The organism is Novosphingobium profundi (genome assembly GCF_020524485.1).
Lineage (GTDB): Bacteria > Pseudomonadota > Alphaproteobacteria > Sphingomonadales > Sphingomonadaceae > Novosphingobium > Novosphingobium profundi_A.
In genome coordinates this window covers 353,933-375,660 of sequence record NZ_JAIVLF010000006.1, presented here as the reverse complement: position 1 = coordinate 375,660, position 21,728 = coordinate 353,933, and the positions used below count along the sequence as shown (strand labels likewise).

General features: G+C 66.2%; 22 protein-coding genes. 6 read left to right on the top strand and 16 right to left on the bottom strand.

The window, feature by feature from the left end:
• Window positions 1–4: 4 nt before the first annotated feature.
• Entirely contained in the window at window positions 5–286 is a 282-nt protein-coding gene (locus tag LC060_RS18135) for a DUF167 domain-containing protein (RefSeq protein WP_226638091.1), read from the top strand.
• A 16-nt stretch (window positions 287–302) separates the two neighbouring features.
• Here the strand turns inward: LC060_RS18135 and LC060_RS18130 are convergent, their stop codons facing one another.
• The 6 genes from LC060_RS18130 to LC060_RS18105 all read right to left on the bottom strand — a co-directional run bounded on the left by LC060_RS18130 (window position 303) and on the right by LC060_RS18105 (window position 7,754).
• A complete protein-coding gene (locus tag LC060_RS18130; RefSeq protein ID WP_052322344.1) occupies window positions 303–686 on the bottom strand; it encodes a group II truncated hemoglobin in 384 nt (127 codons plus the stop codon).
• A 297-nt stretch (window positions 687–983) separates the two neighbouring features.
• Window positions 984–2,594 carry a cisplatin damage response ATP-dependent DNA ligase gene (locus LC060_RS18125; protein WP_226638088.1) on the bottom strand — a complete coding sequence of 537 codons (1,611 nt, stop codon included), beginning with the start codon at window positions 2,592–2,594 and terminating at the stop codon, window positions 984–986.
• Window position 2,595: 1 nt separating this feature from the next.
• The gene (locus tag LC060_RS18120; RefSeq protein WP_226638086.1) at window positions 2,596–3,666 is read right to left on the bottom strand and encodes a ligase-associated DNA damage response exonuclease; all 1,071 of its coding nucleotides are present in this window, start codon (window positions 3,664–3,666) and stop codon (window positions 2,596–2,598) included.
• Window positions 3,667–3,822: 156 nt separating this feature from the next.
• Window positions 3,823–4,764: a formylglycine-generating enzyme family protein gene (locus LC060_RS18115; protein WP_226638084.1), complete on the bottom strand. Its 942-nt coding sequence runs from the start codon at window positions 4,762–4,764 to the stop codon at window positions 3,823–3,825.
• A gap of 168 nt (window positions 4,765–4,932) precedes the next feature.
• Window positions 4,933–7,329: an ATP-dependent Clp protease ATP-binding subunit ClpA gene (clpA, locus tag LC060_RS18110; RefSeq protein ID WP_226638082.1), complete on the bottom strand. Its 2,397-nt coding sequence runs from the start codon at window positions 7,327–7,329 to the stop codon at window positions 4,933–4,935.
• Window positions 7,330–7,466: 137 nt separating this feature from the next.
• Window positions 7,467–7,754: a DUF1192 domain-containing protein gene (locus LC060_RS18105; protein ID WP_319005447.1), complete on the bottom strand. Its 288-nt coding sequence runs from the start codon at window positions 7,752–7,754 to the stop codon at window positions 7,467–7,469.
• Between the two features lie 88 nt (window positions 7,755–7,842).
• On the opposite strand from LC060_RS18105, the gene LC060_RS18100 reads away from it, so the two are divergent.
• From LC060_RS18100 to fabI, 4 genes are all read left to right on the top strand, one after another.
• Window positions 7,843–8,844 carry an NAD(P)H-quinone oxidoreductase gene (locus LC060_RS18100; protein ID WP_226638080.1) on the top strand — a complete coding sequence of 334 codons (1,002 nt, stop codon included), beginning with the start codon at window positions 7,843–7,845 and terminating at the stop codon, window positions 8,842–8,844.
• A gap of 54 nt (window positions 8,845–8,898) precedes the next feature.
• Window positions 8,899–9,540 (top strand): glutathione S-transferase family protein, encoded by a 642-nt coding sequence (locus LC060_RS18095; RefSeq protein WP_226638077.1) that lies wholly within the window; start codon window positions 8,899–8,901, stop codon window positions 9,538–9,540.
• An 86-nt stretch (window positions 9,541–9,626) separates the two neighbouring features.
• Window positions 9,627–10,631: a YihY/virulence factor BrkB family protein gene (locus LC060_RS18090; protein WP_319005446.1), complete on the top strand. Its 1,005-nt coding sequence runs from the start codon at window positions 9,627–9,629 to the stop codon at window positions 10,629–10,631.
• On the top strand, window positions 10,628–11,431 hold the full coding sequence (gene fabI / locus LC060_RS18085) for an enoyl-ACP reductase FabI (protein ID WP_226638076.1): 804 nt from the start codon (window positions 10,628–10,630) through the stop codon (window positions 11,429–11,431). Before LC060_RS18090 ends, fabI begins: the two co-directional genes overlap by 4 nt.
• A gap of 213 nt (window positions 11,432–11,644) precedes the next feature.
• Here the strand turns inward: fabI and LC060_RS18080 are convergent, their stop codons facing one another.
• The 4 genes from LC060_RS18080 to LC060_RS18065 all read right to left on the bottom strand — a co-directional run bounded on the left by LC060_RS18080 (window position 11,645) and on the right by LC060_RS18065 (window position 14,794).
• A complete protein-coding gene (locus LC060_RS18080) occupies window positions 11,645–12,196 on the bottom strand; it encodes a hypothetical protein (RefSeq protein ID WP_226638241.1) in 552 nt (183 codons plus the stop codon).
• 130 nt (window positions 12,197–12,326) lie between these two features.
• Window positions 12,327–12,869 (bottom strand): demethoxyubiquinone hydroxylase family protein, encoded by a 543-nt coding sequence (locus LC060_RS18075; protein ID WP_226638074.1) that lies wholly within the window; start codon window positions 12,867–12,869, stop codon window positions 12,327–12,329.
• 5 nt (window positions 12,870–12,874) lie between these two features.
• Window positions 12,875–13,354, bottom strand: coding sequence for a disulfide bond formation protein B (locus LC060_RS18070; RefSeq protein WP_226638072.1), 480 nt, complete (start codon window positions 13,352–13,354; stop codon window positions 12,875–12,877).
• Between the two features lie 12 nt (window positions 13,355–13,366).
• The gene (locus LC060_RS18065) at window positions 13,367–14,794 is read right to left on the bottom strand and encodes a S41 family peptidase (protein ID WP_226638070.1); all 1,428 of its coding nucleotides are present in this window, start codon (window positions 14,792–14,794) and stop codon (window positions 13,367–13,369) included.
• A 247-nt stretch (window positions 14,795–15,041) separates the two neighbouring features.
• Between LC060_RS18065 and LC060_RS18060 the strand changes: the two genes are divergently transcribed.
• The gene (locus LC060_RS18060) at window positions 15,042–15,224 is read left to right on the top strand and encodes a hypothetical protein (RefSeq protein WP_039389976.1); all 183 of its coding nucleotides are present in this window, start codon (window positions 15,042–15,044) and stop codon (window positions 15,222–15,224) included.
• A gap of 12 nt (window positions 15,225–15,236) precedes the next feature.
• On the opposite strand, the gene LC060_RS18055 is transcribed toward LC060_RS18060, so the two are convergent.
• The 6 genes from LC060_RS18055 to LC060_RS18030 all read right to left on the bottom strand — a co-directional run bounded on the left by LC060_RS18055 (window position 15,237) and on the right by LC060_RS18030 (window position 21,527).
• The gene (locus LC060_RS18055; protein ID WP_226638069.1) at window positions 15,237–16,472 is read right to left on the bottom strand and encodes a murein hydrolase activator EnvC family protein; all 1,236 of its coding nucleotides are present in this window, start codon (window positions 16,470–16,472) and stop codon (window positions 15,237–15,239) included.
• Window positions 16,473–16,976: 504 nt separating this feature from the next.
• Window positions 16,977–17,402: a 23S rRNA (pseudouridine(1915)-N(3))-methyltransferase RlmH gene (locus LC060_RS18050; RefSeq protein ID WP_226638067.1), complete on the bottom strand. Its 426-nt coding sequence runs from the start codon at window positions 17,400–17,402 to the stop codon at window positions 16,977–16,979.
• 213 nt (window positions 17,403–17,615) lie between these two features.
• Window positions 17,616–18,014: a ribosome silencing factor gene (gene rsfS, locus LC060_RS18045; protein WP_199904354.1), complete on the bottom strand. Its 399-nt coding sequence runs from the start codon at window positions 18,012–18,014 to the stop codon at window positions 17,616–17,618.
• A gap of 133 nt (window positions 18,015–18,147) precedes the next feature.
• Window positions 18,148–18,816 (bottom strand): nicotinate-nucleotide adenylyltransferase, encoded by a 669-nt coding sequence (locus LC060_RS18040; RefSeq protein ID WP_226638065.1) that lies wholly within the window; start codon window positions 18,814–18,816, stop codon window positions 18,148–18,150.
• Window positions 18,817–18,829: 13 nt separating this feature from the next.
• Complete coding sequence (locus LC060_RS18035) at window positions 18,830–19,876, bottom strand: aldo/keto reductase (protein WP_226638063.1); 1,047 nt, start codon at window positions 19,874–19,876, stop codon at window positions 18,830–18,832.
• A gap of 361 nt (window positions 19,877–20,237) precedes the next feature.
• Window positions 20,238–21,527, bottom strand: a complete 1,290-nt coding sequence (locus tag LC060_RS18030) for a glutamate-5-semialdehyde dehydrogenase (RefSeq protein ID WP_226638062.1) — start codon at window positions 21,525–21,527, stop codon at window positions 20,238–20,240.
• Between the last annotated feature and the right edge of the window lie 201 nt (window positions 21,528–21,728).

The following is a 21,728-nucleotide window of genomic DNA, read 5'->3' as shown; positions in this document are numbered from 1 at the left end:
CGCCATGGCGCGGCCCAAGCTCGACCTGCCTACAGCGGACGATGTCGAAGCCCTGATTGATGTCGAGGGGCGCCTTGCCGTGCGTGTGACCCCCGGCGCCAAGGGGGAGGGGCTGACCATCGAATCCGGGCGCCTTCTCGCCAAGGTCCGCGCCAAGCCTGAAGGGGGCAAGGCGAACGAGGCGGTGCGGGCGCTCCTGGCAAGCGCGCTGCGGATGGCGCCCTCGCGGCTGGAATTGGTGCGCGGCGCAACTTCGCGCGAAAAGCAGTTTCGCCTGGAGCGCTAGACGGGACGTCGCGGGTTTACGACGTGACGGGGTTCTGCGGCGGGCGGACGGCCATGGCCGCGCACAGGTCGGCCAGGATCTCGCCCATGGCATCGGCAATGCGCTTGGGTTCGGGCGCGACGTCGGCAATTGCGCGCTGCATGGCGCCCGCCCACTGGTCCGCGGCCGAGGCCGTGATGCGGAACGGCTTGTGAATGCTCATCATGCAGCGGTCCGGGTGCGCCTCGAACCAGTCGCGCGGGCCGCCTGCCCATCCGGCGAGAAATTGGGGCAGGGATTCGCGCATGGGCGAGAGGTCGGCGGCATGCATCGCGCGCAGCTCGGCGTAGGCCGGGTCCTCGTCCATGAGATCGTAGAAGCGCTGGGCAATGGCCTCGAACACCGGCATGCCGCCCAGCATGTAGAAGGGCGTGCGCGGGGTCTCGGGTGCGGAAGCTTCGGCAGTCGGAGCAGGGGCAGACACGGAGCGACATCCTTTGCAGACAGCGTGCGGGATGGTGTGAGAGTACACGCGCGGGGCCTAGCCGAACTTGATGCTGGTCAATTGGAAAAAGTAAAGAGACAGGTCCGAGGGCCATTGCCCTCGGGCTCCCCGAACTGTCTGGCTCACCTAGCGCGCGCTGCCATGGCTGAGAAAGGTGAGGTCGCCGATTCCGGGGTCAAGGGGCGATGGCCCCTTGAAAAGGCACTTTCTTCTTCAGTCCCGTATCAAGGCTCTAAGAGATTCGATCCGGTCGGCCTCGTGTGCGGGCTTGTCGGTGCGGATGCGGTGGATGCGCGGAAAGCGCATGGCAAGGCCCGACTTGTGGCGCGCGCTGGCGTGGACCGAATCGAAGGCGACTTCGAAGACCAGTGACTTGTCGGTCTCGCGCACGGGGCCGAAGCGGTTGACCGTGTGCTGACGCACGTGGCGGTCGAGGTCCTTCAGTTCGGCATCGGTGAAGCCGAAGTAGGCCTTGCCGACGGGCAGCAGCTGGCCCTCACCGTCAGGATCGCCGTCCCAGCAGCCGAAGGTGAAGTCGGAATAGAACGAGGAGCGCTTGCCCGACCCGCGCTGGGCGTACATCAGCACGCAGTCGATCAGCAGGGGATCACGCTTCCACTTGTACCACAGGCCGGTCTTGCGGCCTGCGACGTAAGGGCTGTCGCGCCGTTTGAGCATCACGCCTTCGATGGCCGCGTCGCGGGCGTTCTCGCGCAGGGCGGCGAGTTCGGCAAAGCCGGGCACGTCGATCAGGCGCGAGAGGTCGAAGCGTTCTGGGTCGAGCCGGTGCAGCAGCGATTCCAGAGCTTCGCGGCGCTGCGCCCAGGGCAGGGGACGCAGGTCCACGCCATCAATCTGGAGAACATCGTAGAGCCGCACGAAGGCAGGCGCCTCCCGGAGCATCTTCTTCGAGACGGTCTTGCGCCCGAGCCGCTGTTGTAGCGCGTTGAAGCTGGCCGCGCCGCCCTCCTTGCCGCCTTGCGCCTCCCCGCGCACGAGCAGCTCGCCATCCAGGACACAAGGTACGTCGAGCGAGGCCGGGATTTCCGGGAAGCTGGCCGAAATATCGTCGCCCGAACGGGAATAGAGACGGCTCTCGCCCGTACCGCTCTCGCCGGGGGCATGGACCGCCTGCACGCGGATACCGTCCCATTTCCATTCGGCCACGTAGGCATCGAGGTCGAGGTCATCGGCCTCGAAGGCATGGGCGAGCATGAAGGGGCGGAAGAGGGGCAGGTTCTCGGTGTCGGGCGGGGCCGCGCCATGGGCCGCCCAGTCGAACAGGGCGGTGTAGGGGGGGGATTGGCCGTGCCAGTGCTCCTCCACGTCTTCGATCGCCACATCGAAAGCTTGCGCGAAAGCCGTCTTGGCAAGCCGGGCCGAGATGCCGATGCGCATGGCGCCTGTCGCGAGCTTGAGGAGCGCGTAGCGTCCCTCGGCGTCAAGCCGGTCGAGAAGGGCAGGAAGTTCGGTTGCGACCGTGGTGCGCGTCATCGCGGCCAGTGCGTCGACGGCTTGGGCTACCGTCGGAGGCGGGCCAAGAACCTGCTCCGGTTCGGGCCAGAGCAGGCTGGCGGTCTCGGCGCTATCGCCCACGTAGTCACGGCTGAGAGTCCAGAGTTCGGGATCGACCCGTTCACGCATCAGCGCGCGGATCGTACTGCCCTTGACCGCCGTAAAGTCTAGGCCATCGGACAAGGCGGCCAGCGCATAGCCCCGGTCGGGATCGGGCGTGTCGCGCAGGTAGCGCGCGAGGGCGGCGATCTTGGCGTTGCGGCTGCGGGTATAGACCAGCGTGTCGAGGAGCGCGGCGAAGGCTTCCATGTCAGTCGTCGCCCCCTTCGTCCTCGTAGCCCACAAGGGCCAGCGCGCGGGCCTTCTTCTGGTGCAGTTCGCACCAGCGCAGCATGGCTTCCTCGCGGCCGTGGGTGATCCATGTTTCACGTGGAGCAACTTCGGTGACGGTGCGGGTGAGCTCGTCCCAGTCGGCATGGTCGGAGATGATGAGGGGCAGCTCCACCCCGCGCTGTCGGGCGCGCTGGCGCACACGCATCCAGCCCGAGGCCATGGCGGTCAGCGGATCGGGCAGGCGGCGGCTCCAGCGGTCGTTGAGAGCGGACGGCGGAGCCAGCACGACATGGCCCTCCATCGCGTCCTTTGATGGTGCGTCACTGACGAGGGACAAGGGGCCCAGATCGACGCCGAAGTCCTCGTAGAGACGGCACATCTTCTCCAGCGCGCCGTGGAGCCAGATGGTCTGGGCATGGCCCGCCGCGCGCAGTTCGGCGATCACCCGTTGCGCCTTGCCCAGGGCGTAGGCGCCCACCAGCACGCAGCGCTCGGGCTCTGCGGCCAAGGCATCGGTCAGCTTGGCAATTTCGTGCTGTGTGGGGGGATGGCGGAAGACCGGCAGACCGAAGGTCGCCTCGGTGATGAAGACATCGCAGGGCGTGACTTCGAAGGGCGGGCAGGTCGGATCGGGGCGCCGTTTGAAATCACCGGTGACGAGAATCCGCTCGCCCGCGTGTTCAAGCAGGATCTGCGCCGAGCCAAGGACGTGTCCGGCCGGAATCCAGGTGGCCTTCACCCCGCCGGGAAGCGTGATCGTCTCGTGGTAGGCCACCGGCACCGCGCCGTCCGAAGTTGCGTAGCGCAACTTTATGATCGCGAGAGTCTCGGGCGTGGCAAACGTCTGCCCATGGCCGCCACGGGCGTGGTCGGCGTGGCCATGCGTGACCAGGGCCCGGTCGACCGCGCGCGCCGGGTCGATCCAGCAGTCGGCCGGAACGACGTGAATCCCCCAGGGTTCGGGGCGTATCCAGGAAAACGCGCGCGCCACTAGGTCACAATGGAAGGCGCGCGCGCTTGTTCCCTTCAGGTCGGGATTCTCGGACATGGGAGAAGAGGAAAGAGAGATTCAAGGGGCCATCGCCCCTTGACCCCAAAATGGGCGACCTCACCTTTCTCCGCTAAGTTGGCGTGCGAAAGGTGAGGCAGACAGTTTTGGGAGCCCGAGGGCGATGGCCCTCGGAAAGCCTTTACTGCCTCCTTCTCAATCCACCGAACGCGCCACCCGGAAGCCCACGAAGGCGGAACGGGTCGCGTTGGTCATCACCCGGCTGGCCGAGCGCATCGAGCCCGGGTGCGGGCTGTGCGAGCCGCCACGGATCGGGTGCATTTCGCAGGCCGAGCCGTCCTTTGCGCCATCGGTCCAGGCGCTGCCGTCGCTGGGGGCGCCTTCGTAGGTGTCGTGCCAGCAGTCCTCGACCAGCTGGTAGAGATTGCCGATCATGTCGTAGAGGCCCCAGGCGTTGGGCGCGAAGGTCGCGACGGGGGAGGGGCCGTAGTAGTCGTCATGGCACTGGGCCGTGATCCAGTCGCTGTCGCGTTCCTGTACGGTGATGTCCGCGCCGTTCGCATAGGCGCACTGCAGGGTGATGTCGTCGCCCCAGTAGCGCGAGGTCGTGGTGCCTGCGCGGGTGGCGTACTCGAATTCGGCCTCGGTCGGCAGGCGGTATTGCGTGCCCGTTTCCTGCGAGAGCCAGGATACATAGGCGCTGGCATCGTCGTAGTTGACGCAGGTGACCGGGTGCTGGTCGGACTGGGGGAAGCCGATCGACTGCCAGTCGGCGTCCTCGCGCATGCCGTACCTGGTGCCGAGGTACGCGTAGCAGCCCTTGGCGGTGTAGCCGGTCGCCGCGACAAAGCGGGCGAACTGGCCGCGTGTGACCATGGTGGCGGCGATCTCGAAGGCGGGCACGCGCACTTCGTGCTGCGGCTTCTCGCGCGGTGCGAAATCATCGTCGACGGCAAGGCCGGTGTGGTGGGTGAGGGCCTGTTCGGCGTCGGTCTCGGCCTTGGTCGAGCCCATCAGGAAGGTCCCGGCGGGAATCGCCACCATGTCGGCAGGGCCGCTTTCCCCGGCCAAGGCCGGCTGGGACAGGGCCGTGCCTGCAAGTGCAGTACCGGCGATCAGGATCTTGGAAATGTGCATGGTTCCCCCGTTGGTCGTGTGGGGGCAGGCTATGGGCATTGGGCGGGGGGCGGCCCGAACGGGTGGGAGTGATCGCCTCGCGGATAGGCTTCCAAGCGCAGAAGAGCCCGACCTCGCGGGAGGCCGGGCTCTTCGTGATGCGTTGGGGATCGGTCGCGCCGGACCGGATCAGTCGTCCGAGCTGGCCTCGGGCTTGGGATCGGCCGAGGAGTCCGGATCGGTCGTCTTGGGCGGCACCTTCTTCGTGGCCGGCTTGCGCTTGCGGGTCTTGGAGACCTTGGGCGCGGACGGGGTCAGCTCGAAGTTGAGGCTGCTTGTGTCCTTCACCGTCACGTGGACCTCGCCGCCGTGGGCGAGCTTGCCGAAGAGCAGTTCCTCGGCGAGCGGCTGCTTGACCTTCTCCTGAATCACGCGGCCCATCGGACGCGCGCCGTAGAGGCGGTCATAGCCCTTGTCGCCCAGCCATGCGCGGGCATCCGCGTCGAACTGGATGTGCACGTTCTGGTCCGCCAGCTGGAGCTCAAGCTGGAGGATGAACTTGTCGACGACGCGGCTGATGGTGTCCTTGGCAAGGTAGGCGAAGGGCACGATGGCATCGAGACGGTTGCGGAATTCGGGGGTGAAGAGGTTCTTGACCGCTTCCTCGCCCGCGTCCGCCTTCGAGATATCGCCAAAGCCGATGCCGTTGCGCGCCATGTCCGAAGCGCCCGCGTTGGTGGTCATGATGAGGACCACGTTGCGGAAGTCGACGGTCTTGCCGTGGTGGTCGGTCAGCTTGCCGTTGTCCATCACCTGCAGGAGGATGTTGAACAGGTCCGGGTGCGCCTTCTCGATTTCGTCGAGGAGGAGCACGCAGTGCGGCTGCTGGTCGATGGCATCGGTGAGCAGGCCACCCTGGTCGAAGCCGACATAGCCCGGAGGCGCACCGATCAGGCGCGAGACCGAATGGCGCTCCATGTACTCGGACATGTCGAAGCGCTGCATCGGAATGCCCATGATCGAGGCCAGCTGCTTGGCAACCTCGGTCTTGCCGACGCCGGTGGGGCCCGAGAACAGGAACGAGCCGATCGGCTTGTCCGGATCGCGCAGACCCGCACGGCTGAGCTTCATCGCGGTCGAGAGGACGTCGATGGCCTTGTCCTGGCCGAAGACGACGCGCTTCAGGTCACGTTCGAGGTTCTCGAGCGCCTTCTTGTCGTCCTTCGACACCGACTTGGGCGGGATGCGTGCCATCGTTGCGATGACCTGCTCGATCTCGCGCGCGCCAATCGTCTTCTTGCGGCGGCTGGGCGGGACGAGCATCTGCATCGCGCCCACCTCGTCGATCACGTCGATCGCCTTGTCGGGCAGCTTGCGGTCGTTGATGTAGCGCGCCGAGAGCTCGACCGCGGTCTTGATCGCATCGGGGGTGTACTTGACCTTGTGGTGGTCTTCGAAGGCCGAGCGCAGACCCTTGAGGATCTTGATCGTGTCTTCCACCGTGGGTTCGTTCACGTCGATCTTCTGGAACCGGCGCAGCAGGGCGCGGTCCTTCTCGAAGTGGTTGCGGAATTCCTTGTAGGTGGTCGAGCCGATGCAGCGGATCGTGCCGCCCGACAGCGCGGGCTTCAGGAGGTTGCTGGCATCCATCGCGCCGCCGCTGGTCGCGCCAGCACCGATCACGGTATGGATCTCATCAATGAAGAGGATCGCGTGGGGCATCTTCTCCAGTTCGGAGACGACCTGCTTGAGGCGTTCCTCGAAGTCGCCGCGGTAGCGCGTGCCCGCCAGCAGCGAGCCCATGTCGAGCGAATAGATCACCGCCTCGGAGAGGACCTCGGGGACCTCGTCCTCGACGATCTTGCGCGCCAAGCCTTCGGCAATGGCGGTCTTGCCCACGCCCGGATCGCCGACGTAGAGCGGGTTGTTCTTGGAGCGGCGGCACAGGATCTGGATCGTGCGGTCCACTTCGGGGCCGCGGCCGATCAGCGGGTCGACCTTGCCGTTCAGCGCCTTGTCGTTGAGGTTGACGCAGAACTGGTCGAGCGCGGAGTCCTTCTTGTTCGCGGACTTGGTCTCGGCCTTTTCCTCGGGCTGGGGCGCGGCGTCCTCGGTGCCCTTGGCGCTGCGGTCCTCGATGCGCTTGCCACCCTTGCCGATGCCGTGGCTGATGTAGCTCACCGCGTCGAGGCGGCTCATGTCCTGCTGCTGCAGGAAGTAGACTGCGTAACTGTCACGCTCGGAGAACAGGGCGACCAGCACGTTGGCACCGGTCACGGTGTCCTTGCCCGAGGACTGGACGTGGAGGATCGCACGCTGGATCACGCGCTGGAACCCGGCTGTGGGCGAGGGGTCCCCCTTGTCCTCGGTCTTGAGCGACTGGTATTCCTGGTCGAGGTACTGGCGTACCACATCGCCCAGGTCGCCGAGGTCCACGCCGCATGCCTGCATGACCTGCGCCGCGTCGGTGTCGTCGATCAGCGCGAGCAGCAGGTGCTCGAGCGTCGCGTATTCGTGGCTGCGCTCCGACGCATGGGACAGGGCCGAATGCAGGGTCTTTTCAAGGCTTTGGGCGAAACTGGGCATTTAGGACTCTTTCCAGTTGGAGGATAGCTCCTCTTGCGGGTGAAGGGTGATGGATCGTCGTTGCAAATTCAATATAGGCAGTCTCAGGACGCTTACGAGGTCGCGTTGTGCAACCGATCTTGATCCTGAGGCGGCATTCATGATTGCGGCCTGAATGGATCGGGCGGTGTGCCGGGACCGTCGCCCGCCGTTACCGGGGGCGTTGCGGAGGCAGGGGATTTTCCAAAGAGCGCTTCGGCCGCGATACGATGCGAGGCCGCCTGTGCACGGTGCGCGGTGATCCGCGAAATCTCGTTTTCCAAGAGCGCTTTACGGGCGTCGAGTTCATCAAGCGAGTAGCTGTCCAGACTCTCTTGGGAGAGGAGACTGGCCGCGCCGAACTTCTGTTCGGACGCCGGGGGGCGAGGTCGCTCGTCGTCGTCCATTGCCAGCAGCATCGGACCATGACGGGCCCGTGTCAATGCCTTCGAAAACTGTTCCCAAGGTCTATGGGAATGTGGCAACACGAGGCCCATGATTTCCCTTTTGCCCAAGACGATGACCGCGGTGGGATTCGAATCGCCCGGCGGTCCTGAAGTTCTCCAGAGCATGACCGTGCCCGTCCCCGAGGCGGGGCCCGGCGAGGTCCTCATCGAAGTCGCCTTTGCCGGGGTCAACCGGCCCGACGTGGTCCAGCGCCAGGGCAACTACCCCGCGCCGCCGGGCGCTTCACCGCTTCCCGGGCTCGAGGTTTCGGGCCGGATCGCGGCGCTGGGCGAAGGCGTGACCGACTGGGCGCTGGGCGATGCGGTCTGTGCGCTGGTGGGCGGGGGAGGCTATGCCACCTATTGCCTGGCGCGCGCCGACCACTGCCTGCCGGTGCCTGAGGGGCTGGCGATGGAGGAGGCTGCCGCGTTTCCCGAAACGCTGTTTACCGTGTGGCACAACGTCTTTGAACGCGGCCATGCCCGCGAGGGGGAGACGCTTCTCGTCCATGGCGGGACCAGCGGCATCGGGTCGATGGCGACGCGCCTGGGCCGCCTGTTCGGCCTGACCGTGATCGTCACCTGCGGCTCGCCCGAGAAGTGCGCGCGGGCCAAGGAGATCGGGGCGCACCATGCCATCGACTACAAGGCCAGCGACTTCGTCGAGGAGGTCAAGGCGATCACGCAGGGGCGCGGCGTCGATGTCGTGCTCGACATGGTCGCGGGCGATTACGTGCCGCGCAACCTCAAATGCCTCGCGATGGACGGCCGCCATGTCACCATTGCCATCCAGGGCGGGGCCAAGGCGCAGATCAACATGGGAATCGTGATGATGCGGCGCTACACTCTCACCGGCTCGACGCTGCGCGCGCGTTCGGACACGTTCAAGGCGCTGTTGACCCAGGAACTGCGCGCCCAGGTCTGGCCGCTGGTGGCTTCGGGCGAGCTGCGGCCCGTCATGGATCGTCGCTTTGCGCTTGCCGAGGCCGCCGCAGCGCACCGTCATATGGAAGAGGGTGGGCACGTCGGAAAGATCGTCCTGGAGGTCTGAGGACCATCGGCCGGGATCTGCGGGCCAAGGACCCGAAGCGGGAAAGGATGCGCCATGCGCGAAGAACTGGTTCTCCACGAGGATCCCCGTAGCGGCAATTGCTACAAGATCCGGCTGACCGCCGCCCTGCTGGGCCTGCCCCTGCAGCGTGTCGATTACGACATTTTGCGCGGTGAGACCCGCACGCCCGATTTTCTGAGCAAGATCAATGCCCATGGGCGCATTCCTGTCCTGCAGGTGGGCACCCGCTTCCTGCCCGAGAGCAACGCGGCCTGCTGGTACCTGGCCGATGGGGGCGAGGGTGCGGAAGGGGTGGGGCTGATCCCCGAGGACCGTTTCGCGCGCGCGGAAATGCTGCGCTGGATGTTCTTTGAACAGTACAGCCACGAGCCCAACATCGCGACGCTGCGCTTCTGGCTGCTCTACGTGGGCGAAGCCAATCTGGCGCCCCAGCAGCGTGAGCAGATCCTGATGAAGCGCGCGGGCGGCGAGGAGGCCCTGCGCCAGATGAACGAGCATCTGGCCACGCGTGACTGGTTCGTGGGCGAGGCGGTCTCGCTCGCCGACATTGTCCTGTTCGCCTACACCCATGTTGCCGAGGCGGGTGGTTTTCGCCTGTCCGACTACCCCGCGACCTGCGCCTGGTTGCACCGTGTGGCCGCTCTTCCGGGTTTCGTCGCCATGGATGCGCCCTGATCGCGATGTCGGCGCGCCGCTTGGCTTGGCGTGCATAGTGCGCAATCGGGTTTGAATACGGGGCCTTCCGTCCCTATCAAGTGGGCGTGGAAACCGACCCCCCGACACACCATGGGCGCCCGCGAACGGAGCGGACGCAGGCTGGGCAGGCCGCCGATCCGGGCCTTGCCGCGACCTTGCGCCGGCGCGCGGGCCCTGGCACGCGTAGTTTCGCGATCGCAAGCCGGGTGCTGACGGGGGCGTGGAACGACGGGTTCATCCACGCCGGAAACCTCGCCTACATGACACTGCTGGCGCTCTTTCCCTTCTTCATCTGCCTGGCCGCGATCTTCTCGGTGCTGGGCGAGGCCGGGCGGCTCGATGCCTCGATCGACACGGTGCTTCTGGCCATGCCCCCGCGCGTGTCCGAGGTTCTCGCCCCTGTCGCGCGCGACGTGGTGGCCGCGCGCCATGGCTGGCTCCTGTGGGTGGGGGGGCTCTTTGGCCTGTGGACCGCGACCAGCCTCATCGAGACGATCCGCGACATCCTCTATCGCGCCTATGGCAGCCCCAAGAGTCGGGCCTACTGGCACTATCGCCTCTATTCGACCGGACTCATCTTCGGCTCGGTGCTGCTTTTGCTCGTCTCGCTTTCCTCGCAAGTGCTGATCAGCGCCATGCAGGAGATCGTCGCGATCCTGTTCCCCCGGCTCGACGGGGTTCTCGACCGCATTCTCGTGACCCGCAGCGTCAGCGCACTGACCCTGTTCGGCTCGATCTACGGGCTTATTTACCTTCTGACGCCGGGCCGCTATCAGGCGCGCGAATATCCCAAGTGGCCGGGTGCCGCGCTTGTCACCGGATGGTGGCTGCTCGTGGCCTGGGCGCTCCCGCGCGTTCTGCGCAACTTTTTCGTCTACGATCTCACCTATGGAAGCCTCGCCGGGGTGATGATCGCACTTTTCTTTTTCTGGCTGGTCGGCTTAGGGATGGTCGTCGGGGCGGAATTGAATGCAGCACTTGCGGAATCGCCCGAAGATCGAGACAGGGGCGATTCAGGCGCGCGCACCGATGGTGCATGCGACAACGAAACACGGGAAGACAACGAATGACCGGTCTGATGCAGGGTAAACGCGGCCTGATCATGGGCCTCGCCAATGACAAGTCGCTGGCCTGGGGTATTGCCAGGAAGCTGCACGAACAGGGCGCCGAGCTCGCCTTTTCCTACCAGGGCGATGCCCTGCTCAAGCGTGTGAAGCCGCTGGCCGAGAGCCTGGGCAGCGACTTCCTGATCGATTGCGATGTGTCGAGCATGGACGCGCTCGACACCGCCTTTGCCACGCTCGCCGAGCGCTGGGAGACCATCGACTTCGTGGTGCACGCCATCGGCTTCTCGGACAAGAGCGAGCTGCGGGGCCACTACTACGATACCAGCCTCGACAACTTCCTGATGACGATGAACATTTCGGCCTACAGCCTGGTTGCCGTCACCAAGCGCGCGATGCCGATGATGGCGGAAGGCGGATCGATCCTGACGCTGACCTACTATGGCGCGGAAAAGGTCGTTCCGCACTACAACGTCATGGGTGTGGCCAAGGCCGCGCTTGAGACCTCGGTGCAGTATCTCGCCAATGATCTTGGCCCCAAGGGCATCCGCGTCAACGCGATCTCGGCCGGGCCGGTCAAGACGCTGGCCGCGAGCGGCATCGGCGATTTCCGCTACATCCTCAAGTGGAACGAGCTGAACTCGCCGCTGCGTCGCAACACCACCATCGATGACGTGGGCGGCGCGGGCCTGTACCTGCTTTCGGACCTGTCCTCGGGCGTGACCGGTGAAGTCCACCACGTCGACTCGGGCTACCACCTGGTCGGCATGAAGCAGGAAGACGCTCCCGACATCGCGCTCAGCTGAGTTGGGAACACGCACACGAAAAAGGGGCTGGAACGGTGACGTTCCGGCCCCTTTTTCGTGGGTTGAGAAGTAGAGGAGATGATTCAAGGGGCCATCGCCCCTTGACCCTGGAATCGGCGACCTCACGGTTCTCAGCCAACGTGGCGGGCGAAAGGTGAGGTCGATGGTTTGGGGAGCCCGAGGGCAATGGCCCTCGGAAATCCTCCTTCCTTCTTACGGCTGCGGCGTCTCGGCGTCCTCAGCCTCTTCCTGCGCGCGCTGGCGGGCGAAGTAGGCTTCTTCGGCTTCCTCGACGCGTTCCTGCTGGGCTTCGGCCTCGGAATCGATGGTTGAGAGGCGCTTGGCGCGTTCCTCGGCGATCAGTTCGGAGAAGCGCACGTCGCTGCCGTTGTCGCGCTCCGAGGCGGCGCGGTTGATGAGTTGCTGGGTGCAGCCTTCCTGGCCGGCCGGGCCTACCGGCGAGCAGCTCAGCGTGCCGAAGGCGCCGACCGTCTCGTAGGCCTCGACGCGGTTGGTCCAGGCCTGCGAGGTGGGGTTGTCGACACCGCGCAGCGGGGCGGGAATGCGGTAGCGCTCTTCCTCGGGCTTGCGCGCGCAGACGGTGATTTCGGCGTCGGAGGACTGCGGGCAGGGGTCTTCGCCGTAGACGATGACCTGGTTCACGCGGTCGCCGCCTTCGTCCTGCGCGGCGGCGGGGACGGCGCCGAGGGAGAGCCCTGCGCCCAGGGTGGCAAGCGCTGCAGCGGCGGTCAGAAGGCGGGTCATCGTCTCGAACTCCAGTTTGCGGCGGATGTGCTCCGCCATTCTCGTTCTATACCCGGCAAGGACGGGGAACGACACCCCGACGGACGGGGCGAGTTCCATTCCTCTCTCCTGTCCGGAAATGCAGGCGCGTTCAGATTCGTTCCGAAAGCTTGATCGCCGCGCGGCAGCCCATGCGGATCGCGTTGAACAGGAGCGGATAGGCGGGGGCCTTCTCCGCGCCCGAAGCCAACGCGGTATCGCGGTGTTCGCGCTCCTCGTCGCGGAACTGGCGGATCGCTGCGCCCAGCTCCGGGTCATCTTCGCCAAGTTCGTCGAGCTGTTCGGTGTAGTGCTTGTCGATTTCGGTCTCGATCGCGGCGGTGCAGGCCATGGCTGCTTCCGGGCCGATCAGCGCGGTGCCAGCGCCCAGCGCAAAGCCCGCGACCTTCCAGATCGGCTGCAGCAGCGTCGGGCGCACGCCGCGCTCGGCGATGAACGCATCGAAGCGCTCGCGGTGCACCTCTTCCTGCTCGGCCATGTGCACGACTTCCTGCGAGAGCGCTGTGCGGTTGCCCATGACGGCCATCTGCCCGGCATAGATGCGCACCGCGCCGTACTCGCCAGCCTGGTCCACGCGGATCATGCGGTCGCTCAGCGCTTCGCGGGCCAGCGCCCGGCGGGAGGGAGAAGTCATGTCGTTCAGGCCTTTCTGCCAAAGCCGATCAGGAAAAGGATGGCGAGCGCCGAGGCGGTCGAAATGAGGAAGTTCCAGCCTGCCATCGAGACGCCGAGGAAGCTGAACTGCACGACGTCGCAGCGGATCACCGGGGCGGCCATGATCGCATCGAGCGGGTTGCCACCGCCCGCCGCCGTTGTGGCGCAGGACGTCACGCCTTCCCACCAGCCCAGCTCGACACCTGCGTGGAACGCGCCGATCAGGCCGGAGGTGAGGATCGCCAGCGCGGCCACCGCGACAAGCGGGCGGACCGGCGCGCGCGCGAAGGCGAGGGCCGCGAGGGCCAGCGCGAAGAAGTGCGGGTAGCGCTGCCACCAGCACATCTCGCATGGATAGAGCCCGAAGACGTACTGGCTGATGTACGCACCGCCCAGGAGCCCTGCGGGCACGAGGAAGGCGAGGGCGCGTGCAGCGCGCACGGGGGCAGGGACGGGAACGCTCATGGCGCGAAGGTCTCAGTTCTTCTTGGGCTTGGAGGCGGCGGGCTTGGCCGCGGCTTCGGGAGTGGGTGTCTTGGCTGGAACCGGCTTGGCGGCGACGGCGGCCAGCGCGGCGGGTTTGCCTGCAGTGCGCTGGAGCGTCGAGATCGCGTAGTGCAGCTGGAAGTCCTCGATGCCCTGCTCCTCCAGCTCCTCAGGCGTGGCCGAGAAGCGCGGATCGGTGGTCTTGTCGCTCTCCAGGTCCTTGTCCTCCAGCCCGGCCTCGTTGATGAGGTGGCCGCGAAGGTCGGACTCGCGCACCGCGCGCTCGGCGCGGCGGCGCGCGTCTGGGTCGGAAAGCTGGGGCACTTCGATGTCCGGCTCGATCCCGCCTTCCTGCACCGAATGGCCCGACGGCGTATAGTAACGCGCCGTCGTCAGCTTGATCGCGCTCTCGCGGTCGAGGGGCAGGAAGGACTGCACCGAGCCCTTGCCGAAGGTGCGCTCGCCCATGACGACCGCGCGGTGCTGGTCCTGGAGGGCGCCCGCGACGATCTCGGAGGCCGAAGCCGAGCCTGCATCGACGAGGACCGCGATGGGCAGGCCCTTCACGGCATCGCCCTTGAACATCGATTCGGCGCGGTAGTACTGGTTCTCGCTGGCGCGGCGGCCGCGCTGCGAGACGATCACGCCCTTCTCGAGGAAGATGTCGGAGAGCGCGATAGCCTCGTCGAGCGATCCGCCCGGATTGGAACGCAGATCCAGTACGAGGCCGACCAGCGGCCCGGTGCCGGTGGTCGCCGCCTGCTTCTTGAGATCGGCGATGCCCTTGGCGACGTCGTTGCCGACATCGCGCGAGAACTCGTTGACCGAGATGTAGCCCACGTTCTCCTTGAGCTCCCAGGTCACCGGCTCCAGTTCGATCACGCCGCGTGTCACGGTCACGTCGAAGGGCTCGTCGCGGCCCGGGCGGTAGACCGTGAGCGTGATCGAGCTCCCCGCAGGACCGCGCATCTTGGAGACCGCCTCGTCGAGGTCGCGCTCGTAGTAGAGCACGCCATCGAGGTGGGTGATGTAGTCGCCTGCCTTCAAGCCCGCCTTGTCGGCGGGGCTTCCCTTGAAAGGCGAGATGATCTTGACCGCCCCGTCCTCTTCCACGACCGAGAGGCCGAGCCCGGAATAGTTGCCGTCGATCATTGTCTCGAGGCGCTGCAGCGACGGGCCGTCGAGATAGTTGGAATGCGGGTCGAGGCTTGCCAGCATGCCGTCGATCGCGCCTTTCAGGAGCTTGTCATCATCGACCTGGTCGACGTAGTTGTCCTTGATCAGCGCGTAGATATGAAACAGCTTGTCGAACTCGGGGTTCACCTGGCTGTCGAGCGCGGCAAGGCCGGATGTCGCGACGGGCACGGCGGCAACGGCCGAAACCAGCAGGGCGGCGCGCATCAGGGGTGCGAACTTCATCGGGCGTCTGCCTCTTCTTCGTGGCGGGGCCGTGGCCACCGCCGGTTTGTGGATGCACCCTACCGGGGGCGCTCCTCTCACGCAATTGCGCGTCCCTCCCATATAAACGCGTTTGCAGGCATTTGGAGGGGCAGGGCCGGGGAACCAAAGCTGCGCGCTTCGCATTGAACGAGGGACAACCCGGCGTTCATGGCAGGGACAGGATGAACACATCCTTGCGCATGGCCGATGGCAGGGAACGAGGACAATGGCCCTTCAGAAATACACGATGGTCTTTCCCGACGCAGCCGGAGGCCCCGGACGGCGCAAGGCTTTCAAGGCGGTGAGCGTCTCGGATGCGTTTCTGCAGACCCGCAACGCCTCGCTCGAGCACGAGGTCGAGCTGTGGAAGGGGCACTCGCGCATCTGTCGCCTGATGCCCGGAGGCTGAGGGATTCTGCCGTCAGAGTTCGCGGATGAACTGGAGCGGGTTCACCGGCTCCCCGCCGCGCCGCAATTCGACCATGACTTCAGGATCGCGCGCTCCGGCAATGCCCATAGGTGCGCTGGCAACGAGCGTCTCGCCGACCTCCACGTCGAGTCGGGCCAGGCCCGTTACCAGTGAAATCCAGTCGCCGTCGTGCTCCAGGATGACGATGCGCCCGTGCCCCCGGTAGGGCCCGGCAAAGGCGACGCGTCCAGCAGCGGGCGCCACGATCTGCGCGTTGGGCCGTGTCGCAAGCGTGATGCCGCGGGCGCGAATCTCGCCCGGCGCATCTTCTCCGAACCCTGTAACGAGGCGGCCCATGACGGGCAGGCTCCAACTCGACAGGCCTTCGGGCGGCGGCACGAACTGCGAGGCGTCGATGACCCGCGGCGCATTGGGATCGGCGGGGCGCATGAGCGGGCCGGGCAGGGCGGCCAGCTCGTCGCGCAGCCGTCCGCGCGAATCCATTGCCGCGACCAGATCGCCAAGGTCATTCGCGCGTTCGGCAAGCGCCAGGGCGCGTCGGCTTTCGCGCGCGGCGTTGCCACCGACTTCATGGCTCGCAAGGCGCTGGCGGGTTTCAAGCGCGGCCAGTTCCTTGCGCTTGGCCAGCATGTCCTGGTGGGCCTTGCGCAAGTTTGCTTCAGCGGCCTGGGCCTGCCGTTCAAGCTTGCGGCCTTCCTCGATCTCGCGACGCAGCGCCACGGTGCGTTTCTCGACTTCGGGCAGCATCGTGTCGAACAGGGCGCGCATGTAGACCGCATCGCGCACCGATCCCGGGCGCAGCAGCGCCAGCAGGGTGGGGCGGCGCGAGAGGCGCTGGAGTGCGCCGGTCAGCCGGGCGAGCGGACCCTGCCGCGTGGCGAGGCGCTCGCGCAGCTCCCGGCGCTGTGCAGTCACCAGCGCGACCTTGCCTTCCTGCACCGCGATCTCGGCCTCGTTTTCCTGGATGCGCGCGGCGAGCGCGGCGGCCTCGCGGGCAGTCTTCTCGACCGCTTCGGAGGCGGCGCGGGCGCGCTTTTCCAGCGCTTCGGCGCGCTTGCGCACCTCGGCCCCCTCGCGCTCGGCGGCGCGGATTTGCTCTCGGGTCTTCGCGGCATCGAGCCTGGGGGCGGCGTCGGAGAAGGGATCCGTCTGCGACAGCGCATGGCCAGCGAGCAGGCCTGCGGCGGCGATGCCGGAGATCAGGAACAGGCGCAGCGTGCGGGTCATTCCCGGTTTCCTAGGCCAGAGCGGAGCAGGGCGGAAGGGGGAGTGGCGGCGCAAGGGCTGACATTCTCAGGAAAATACCTATCTGCGCGCGCAGAAGCGGATAGAAGTGAAGACCATACATGTTTGCCATCGGGTGCCTCATGCCCGCCGTCCTGTTCGTGGTCGGCGCCATCCTCGGAGCGATTCTCGGGGGCAACAGCGGGTCTATGTGGGGCGCAGGGATCGGATTTCTTGCTGGCTGCCTGATGCCCGTGGCGATGTTCCTGATGGCGAAGAGCCATGGGAATCGGAAAGGCAAATAGCCCTAAGGGCGTTCAGCCATGAGATTGAAGGGCCTGAAATTTCAGGACGGAATCTGACAGGCAGAAGGATGAATCCGAGGGCCATCGCCCTCGGGCTCCCCAAATTGTCTGGCTCACCTTCCGCGCGCGACCTGAGCTGAGAATGGTGAGCTCGCCGATTCCGGGGTCAAGGGGCGATGGTCCCTTGAATCAAATCCCTGCCTTACCCCGAGCGGTGATAGGGATGCCCGGACAGGATCGCGGTCGCGCGAAAGAGCTGCTCGGCCAGCATCGCGCGGGCCATGAGGTGGGGCCAGGTCATCTTGCCAAAGCACAGCAGGTGGTCGGCCCTGGCGCGGGCTTCGTCGCCGTGGCCATCCGCCGCACCGATCAGGAAGCGGCATTCGCGCACCCCGTCGTCGCGCCAGCGGCCAAGGAGGGCAGCGAAGTCTTCGGACGACATTGCCTTGCCGCGTTCATCGAGGAGAACCTCGCGCACAGGCGTTTGCACCGGCGCGGGAATCTTGCCGCCGACATCGGGCAGTTCGGTGTGCTTGAAGGGCCAGGTCAGGCGCTTGGCGTAGCGTTCGAGCAGTTCGGCCTCGGGTGACCGGGCGATCTTGCCGCGCGCGATGATGTGAAGGAGCATGGCGCGCGTTCTAGAGCGCCGGGGCGCATGTGAACAGCCCTGCCCCCATGTGGGAAGGATTGGCCCTCGGTGGGCGTGCAAGCGCGCGGCACCAGAGGCGCAAAGGGCAGGTTGGCGCACGGGCGTGCGTCCACGCACCCTGCGGCAATCCCTTCGCGGTTGTCCGGCCCTGTCAGCGGGCCGGGTGATCGTCTTCGGCGTGGGCGGGCGGCCTCAGGCCGCGCCGGACGGTCCGTCAAAGCCCCACATGCGCTCCAGATTGTAGAACGTGCGCACTTCGGGACGGAACAGGTGGACAATCACGCCGCCAGCATCGACCAGCACCCAGTCGGCGGCCGGAAGGCCTTCGATGCGGGGGTTGCCGAAGCCGTTTGCTTTCAGTTTTTCGCCGAGTTTCTGCGCCATGGCGGCGACCTGGCGGGTCGAACGGCCAGACGCGATGACCATGAAGTCGGCGATGCTCGACTTGCCTTCAAGGTCGATCGTCACAAGATCCTGCGCCTGATCGTCGTCGAGCGACTGCAGGACTACGGCCAGAAGCGGATCGTCGTTGTCCGTCACGGCCGGGGGCGTTTCGCCGGTCGGCACCGGCTGTACATGTGCCTGTGGCATCTAGGGGTTTACTGCTCCTTTCAGGGGACCATGCAGGACCGGCGCAGACACCCCGAAAGGGTGGCCAGGCTGGAAGCACGATCGGTTTTGCGGGTTTGGCCGGAAGATACGCGGGAAAGGCGGGGCGCCTTGCTCACGCAGCATCTCCACCAATGGGGCGGTGCGTGACGGCATCGCGCGAAAGCCTGTGGCCGGATTGGCCGTTCAGGGACTTCCGGGCCCAGTCCGGATCGGCCTTGCGGATATCCGTGGCCGACCGCGTATCGGGGTCGAATCGCAATGTCACCAGCGCGGGTGCGCTCCATCTCACCGGACGTCTGAGACTGGCAACGGGCGTCCGGTAGCGCCTGAACCAGGCCATCGCGGGGCTCGCGAAAGCAAGGCCATCATACCCCGGACGGGCGATAACCGCAATCGGCATGGTGCGCGCGATGCCGCGCCAGTCTTTCCACTTATGGAATTGCGCGAGGTTGTCAGCCCCCATGAGCCAGACGAAGCGCCGCTTGGGGTAGCGCCGCACGAGCGCGCGCAGCGTGTCGGCAGTGAAACGGGTGCCCAGTTCGCGCTCGATCGCGGTCGGGCGAATCCGCGCTCGGCGGCTCTGCGCGCGGGCCGAGGCGTAGCGCGCGGCGAGCGGCGCCATGTCCTTCGCGGACTTGAGCGGATTGCCCGGCGAGACCAGCCACCAGACCTCGTCGAGCCCCAAGGCCTCGCGGGCAAAGAGGCTGATGCGCCGGTGACCGCCGTGCGCCGGATTGAAACTGCCGCCCAGAAGGCCGGTGACGGGGCCTTGTCTCGTCATCGCCGTATCCGAATCACGAACGGGGTGCCTCGCCCGCCTTGGCGCCCTGGCGGTAGCCGCCCTGACGTTCGATCATCCAGCCCGGATAGATGGGGCTACGCGGCATCGCTGAATCGAGCGTGGCCATCTCGTCCGCAGTGAGCTCGAGGTCGCTTGCACCCAGGTTGTCGGCCAGCTGCTCGGGCCGCTTGGCGCCCACGATCACGCTGGTGACGGCGGGCTTGGCGAGCAGCCAGGCGAGCGCGATCTGCGGCACGCTGCAGCCCTTGTCGGCGGCCATCGCCTGCATCGTCTCGATCACGTCGAAGGCGCGCTCCTTGTCGACGGGGGGGAAGTCGAAGCTGGTGCGCCGGCCACTCTCGGCCTCTCCCGAACGGGTGTACTTGCCCGAGAGGAAGCCTCCGGCGAGCGGGCTCCAGACCATCAGGCCCAGCCCTTCGCTCTCCAGCATCGGCGCGATCTCGTGCTCGAGGTCGCGTCCGGCGATGGAGTAATAGGCCTGGAGCGAGGCGAAGCGGTGGAGGCTGAGGCGCTCGCAGATGCCCAGTGCCTTGGCGATCTGCCAGGCCGCCCAGTTCGAAACGCCAATGTAACGGGCCCGACCCGAACGCACGATGTCGTCGAGCGCGCGCAGGGTTTCATCGACCGGCGTCAGCGGGTCCCACCCGTGAATCTGGTAGAGATCGACATGGTCGAGGCCCATGCGGGCCAGGCTTGCATCGATCTGGTCCATGAGATGGTAGCGCGAGGCGCCGCGCTGGTTGACGCCTTCGCCCATGGGGCCCAGCGCCTTGGTTGCGATCACGACTTCGCTGCGCGAAATGCCAAGATCCTTCAGCGCCTTGCCGGTCACTTCCTCGGAGCGCCCCTCGGAATAGACGTTGGCCGTATCGATGAAGTTGATGCCCGCATCGAGGGCCTGGCGCACGAGGCCGTTCACCGCGTCCTGCTGCAGCCCACCCATGACTGACCACATCCCCTCGCTCTCGCCAAAGGTCATCGTGCCCATGCACAGTTCGGAAACGAGCAGGCCAGTGCGGCCGAGGCGGTTGTACTTCATGGGAGCGGGCTCCTTGAACTCAGTTTGAGAAGGGGGGATCGGTTCGGATCTATAGGGTTGAGCTTCTGCGCAATCCGAATTCCCAGAAATCGAAAAACAATCCGAAAGATGAAACCGAGGGCCATTGCCCTCGGGCTCCCCGAACGGTCTGCCTCACCTTACGCACGCCACCAGAGACGAGAAAGGTGAGGTCGCCGGTTCTGGGGGCAAGGGGTGATGATCCCTTGAAAAGGTCATTTCCTCTTCTGCCTTTGACGGATCATGGGGCTGATTCCATGGTCTTCAGATAGGAAAGCGGCCGCGAAGCTGCAAAGCTCGCGGCCGCTTGTACAGTCCGTTTCAGCGCCGCGGGGCGCCCGGATCAGGGACGTGCCTGTCCGGTTCCGCGTACCTGCCACTTGTAGGTGGTGAGGCCTTCCAGGGCGACCGGGCCGCGCGCGTGAAGGCGGCCCGTGGCGATGCCGATTTCGGCGCCCAGGCCAAACTCGCCGCCGTCGGCGAACTGGCTCGAGGCGTTGACCATGACGATCGCGCTGTCGACTTCGGCGAGAAAGCGTTCGGCGGCTTCGTCATCCTTGGTGATGATGACGTCGGTGTGGCCCGAGGAGTGCGCGGCGATGTGGTCGAGCGCGGCGTCGAGGCCGTCCACCACGGCGACCGAGGCGATGGCGTCGAGGTATTCGGTATCCCAGTCAGCCTCGTCGGCCGAGAGGATGCGCGAGTCGAGCGAGCGGGCGCGGGCATCGCCGCGCAGTTCGCAGCCCGCCTCGATCAGCGCCGAGACGACCTCGGCCGAACCGGGGAACTGCGCGTCGAGCAGCAGAGTCTCCATCGCGCCGCAGATGCCCGTGCGGCGCATCTTGGCGTTGACGGCGACCTCCTTGGCGACCTTGGGGTCGGCGGCGGAGTGGATGTAGGTGTGGTTGATCCCGTCGAGGTGCGCGAGCACGGGCACTCGGGCGTCCGACTGCACGCGCGAGACAAGGCTCTTGCCCCCGCGCGGCACGATCATGTCGATGAGGCCGGCGGCGGTGAGCATGGCGCCCACGACCGCGCGGTCCTGGGTCGGCACGAGCTGGATCGCGGCGGCGGGAATGCCCGCCTCTTCCAGGCCCTTGGCGAAGGCGGCGCGGATCGCGTGGTTGGAATGCACCGCCTCGCTGCCGCCGCGCAGAAGTGCGGCGTTGCCCGAGCGCAAGCACAGCGCGGCCGCGTCCGCGGTCACGTTGGGCCGGCTTTCGTAGATGATGCCGATGAGGCCGATGGGGATGCGCACGCGGCTCATCTTGAGGCCATTTGGGCGGCTCGTTTCCTCGATCACCGAGCCGACTGGATCGGGCAGCGAGGCGACCTGGTCGACCGCATCGGCGATCCCGGCCAGACGATCAGCGTCGAGGCGCAGGCGGTCGAGCATGGCGCCCGAGAGGCCCTTCTCCTCGCCAGCAGCGATGTCCTTGGCGTTGGCTTCGAGAATTGCGGCTTCATCCGCGCGCAGCGCCTTGGCGGCGGCGCGCAGGGCCTCGGCCTTCTGCGCATCGCTCATGCGGGCGAGCACGCGCTGGGCGGCGCGGCCGTCGGCGGCAATGCGGGCGACGAGGGCTTCGGGGGTTTCGACAGCGTTGCTGTCGGCGGAAAGAGTTTCAACTGTCATAGGGTGCGGCCTACCATCTGTATTGCAGTGTGTCACGGTCGCGCCCGGCAAGCAGGGGGCCAGACTGGTCCGCCTGCGCCGGTTTTTCGGCGTTCACCTAGGGTTTGTACGAAGTGTACATTCATGAATGTGCAATCTTGTGCGCATTACTCAAACAAGGACTGGGAGCAGAAATGGTTCCTTCGGTTCATCGCTTTCGAT

Coding starts and splice junctions, on each gene's coding strand:
- LC060_RS18055 (WP_226638069.1), bottom strand. CDS start 16,472: ATGACCCGCACGCTGCGCCTGTTCCTGATCTCCGGCATCGCCGCCGCA.
- clpA (WP_226638082.1), bottom strand. CDS start 7,329: ATGCCCAGTTTCGCCCAAAGCCTTGAAAAGACCCTGCATTCGGCCCTG.
- LC060_RS18060 (WP_039389976.1), top strand. CDS start 15,042: ATGGCCCTTCAGAAATACACGATGGTCTTTCCCGACGCAGCCGGAGGC.
- fabI (WP_226638076.1), top strand. CDS start 10,628: ATGACCGGTCTGATGCAGGGTAAACGCGGCCTGATCATGGGCCTCGCC.
- LC060_RS18120 (WP_226638086.1), bottom strand. CDS start 3,666: ATGTCCGAGAATCCCGACCTGAAGGGAACAAGCGCGCGCGCCTTCCAT.
- LC060_RS18105 (WP_319005447.1), bottom strand. CDS start 7,754: ATGGACGACGACGAGCGACCTCGCCCCCCGGCGTCCGAACAGAAGTTC.
- LC060_RS18075 (WP_226638074.1), bottom strand. CDS start 12,869: ATGACTTCTCCCTCCCGCCGGGCGCTGGCCCGCGAAGCGCTGAGCGAC.
- LC060_RS18080 (WP_226638241.1), bottom strand. CDS start 12,196: ATGACCCGCCTTCTGACCGCCGCTGCAGCGCTTGCCACCCTGGGCGCA.
- LC060_RS18030 (WP_226638062.1), bottom strand. CDS start 21,527: ATGACAGTTGAAACTCTTTCCGCCGACAGCAACGCTGTCGAAACCCCC.
- LC060_RS18125 (WP_226638088.1), bottom strand. CDS start 2,594: ATGGAAGCCTTCGCCGCGCTCCTCGACACGCTGGTCTATACCCGCAGC.
- LC060_RS18095 (WP_226638077.1), top strand. CDS start 8,899: ATGCGCGAAGAACTGGTTCTCCACGAGGATCCCCGTAGCGGCAATTGC.
- LC060_RS18035 (WP_226638063.1), bottom strand. CDS start 19,876: ATGAAGTACAACCGCCTCGGCCGCACTGGCCTGCTCGTTTCCGAACTG.
- LC060_RS18100 (WP_226638080.1), top strand. CDS start 7,843: ATGATTTCCCTTTTGCCCAAGACGATGACCGCGGTGGGATTCGAATCG.
- LC060_RS18135 (WP_226638091.1), top strand. CDS start 5: ATGGCGCGGCCCAAGCTCGACCTGCCTACAGCGGACGATGTCGAAGCC.
- LC060_RS18040 (WP_226638065.1), bottom strand. CDS start 18,816: ATGACGAGACAAGGCCCCGTCACCGGCCTTCTGGGCGGCAGTTTCAAT.
- LC060_RS18050 (WP_226638067.1), bottom strand. CDS start 17,402: ATGCTCCTTCACATCATCGCGCGCGGCAAGATCGCCCGGTCACCCGAG.
- LC060_RS18115 (WP_226638084.1), bottom strand. CDS start 4,764: ATGCACATTTCCAAGATCCTGATCGCCGGTACTGCACTTGCAGGCACG.
- LC060_RS18065 (WP_226638070.1), bottom strand. CDS start 14,794: ATGAAGTTCGCACCCCTGATGCGCGCCGCCCTGCTGGTTTCGGCCGTT.
- LC060_RS18130 (WP_052322344.1), bottom strand. CDS start 686: ATGCTGGGCGGCATGCCGGTGTTCGAGGCCATTGCCCAGCGCTTCTAC.
- LC060_RS18070 (WP_226638072.1), bottom strand. CDS start 13,354: ATGAGCGTTCCCGTCCCTGCCCCCGTGCGCGCTGCACGCGCCCTCGCC.
- rsfS (WP_199904354.1), bottom strand. CDS start 18,014: ATGCCACAGGCACATGTACAGCCGGTGCCGACCGGCGAAACGCCCCCG.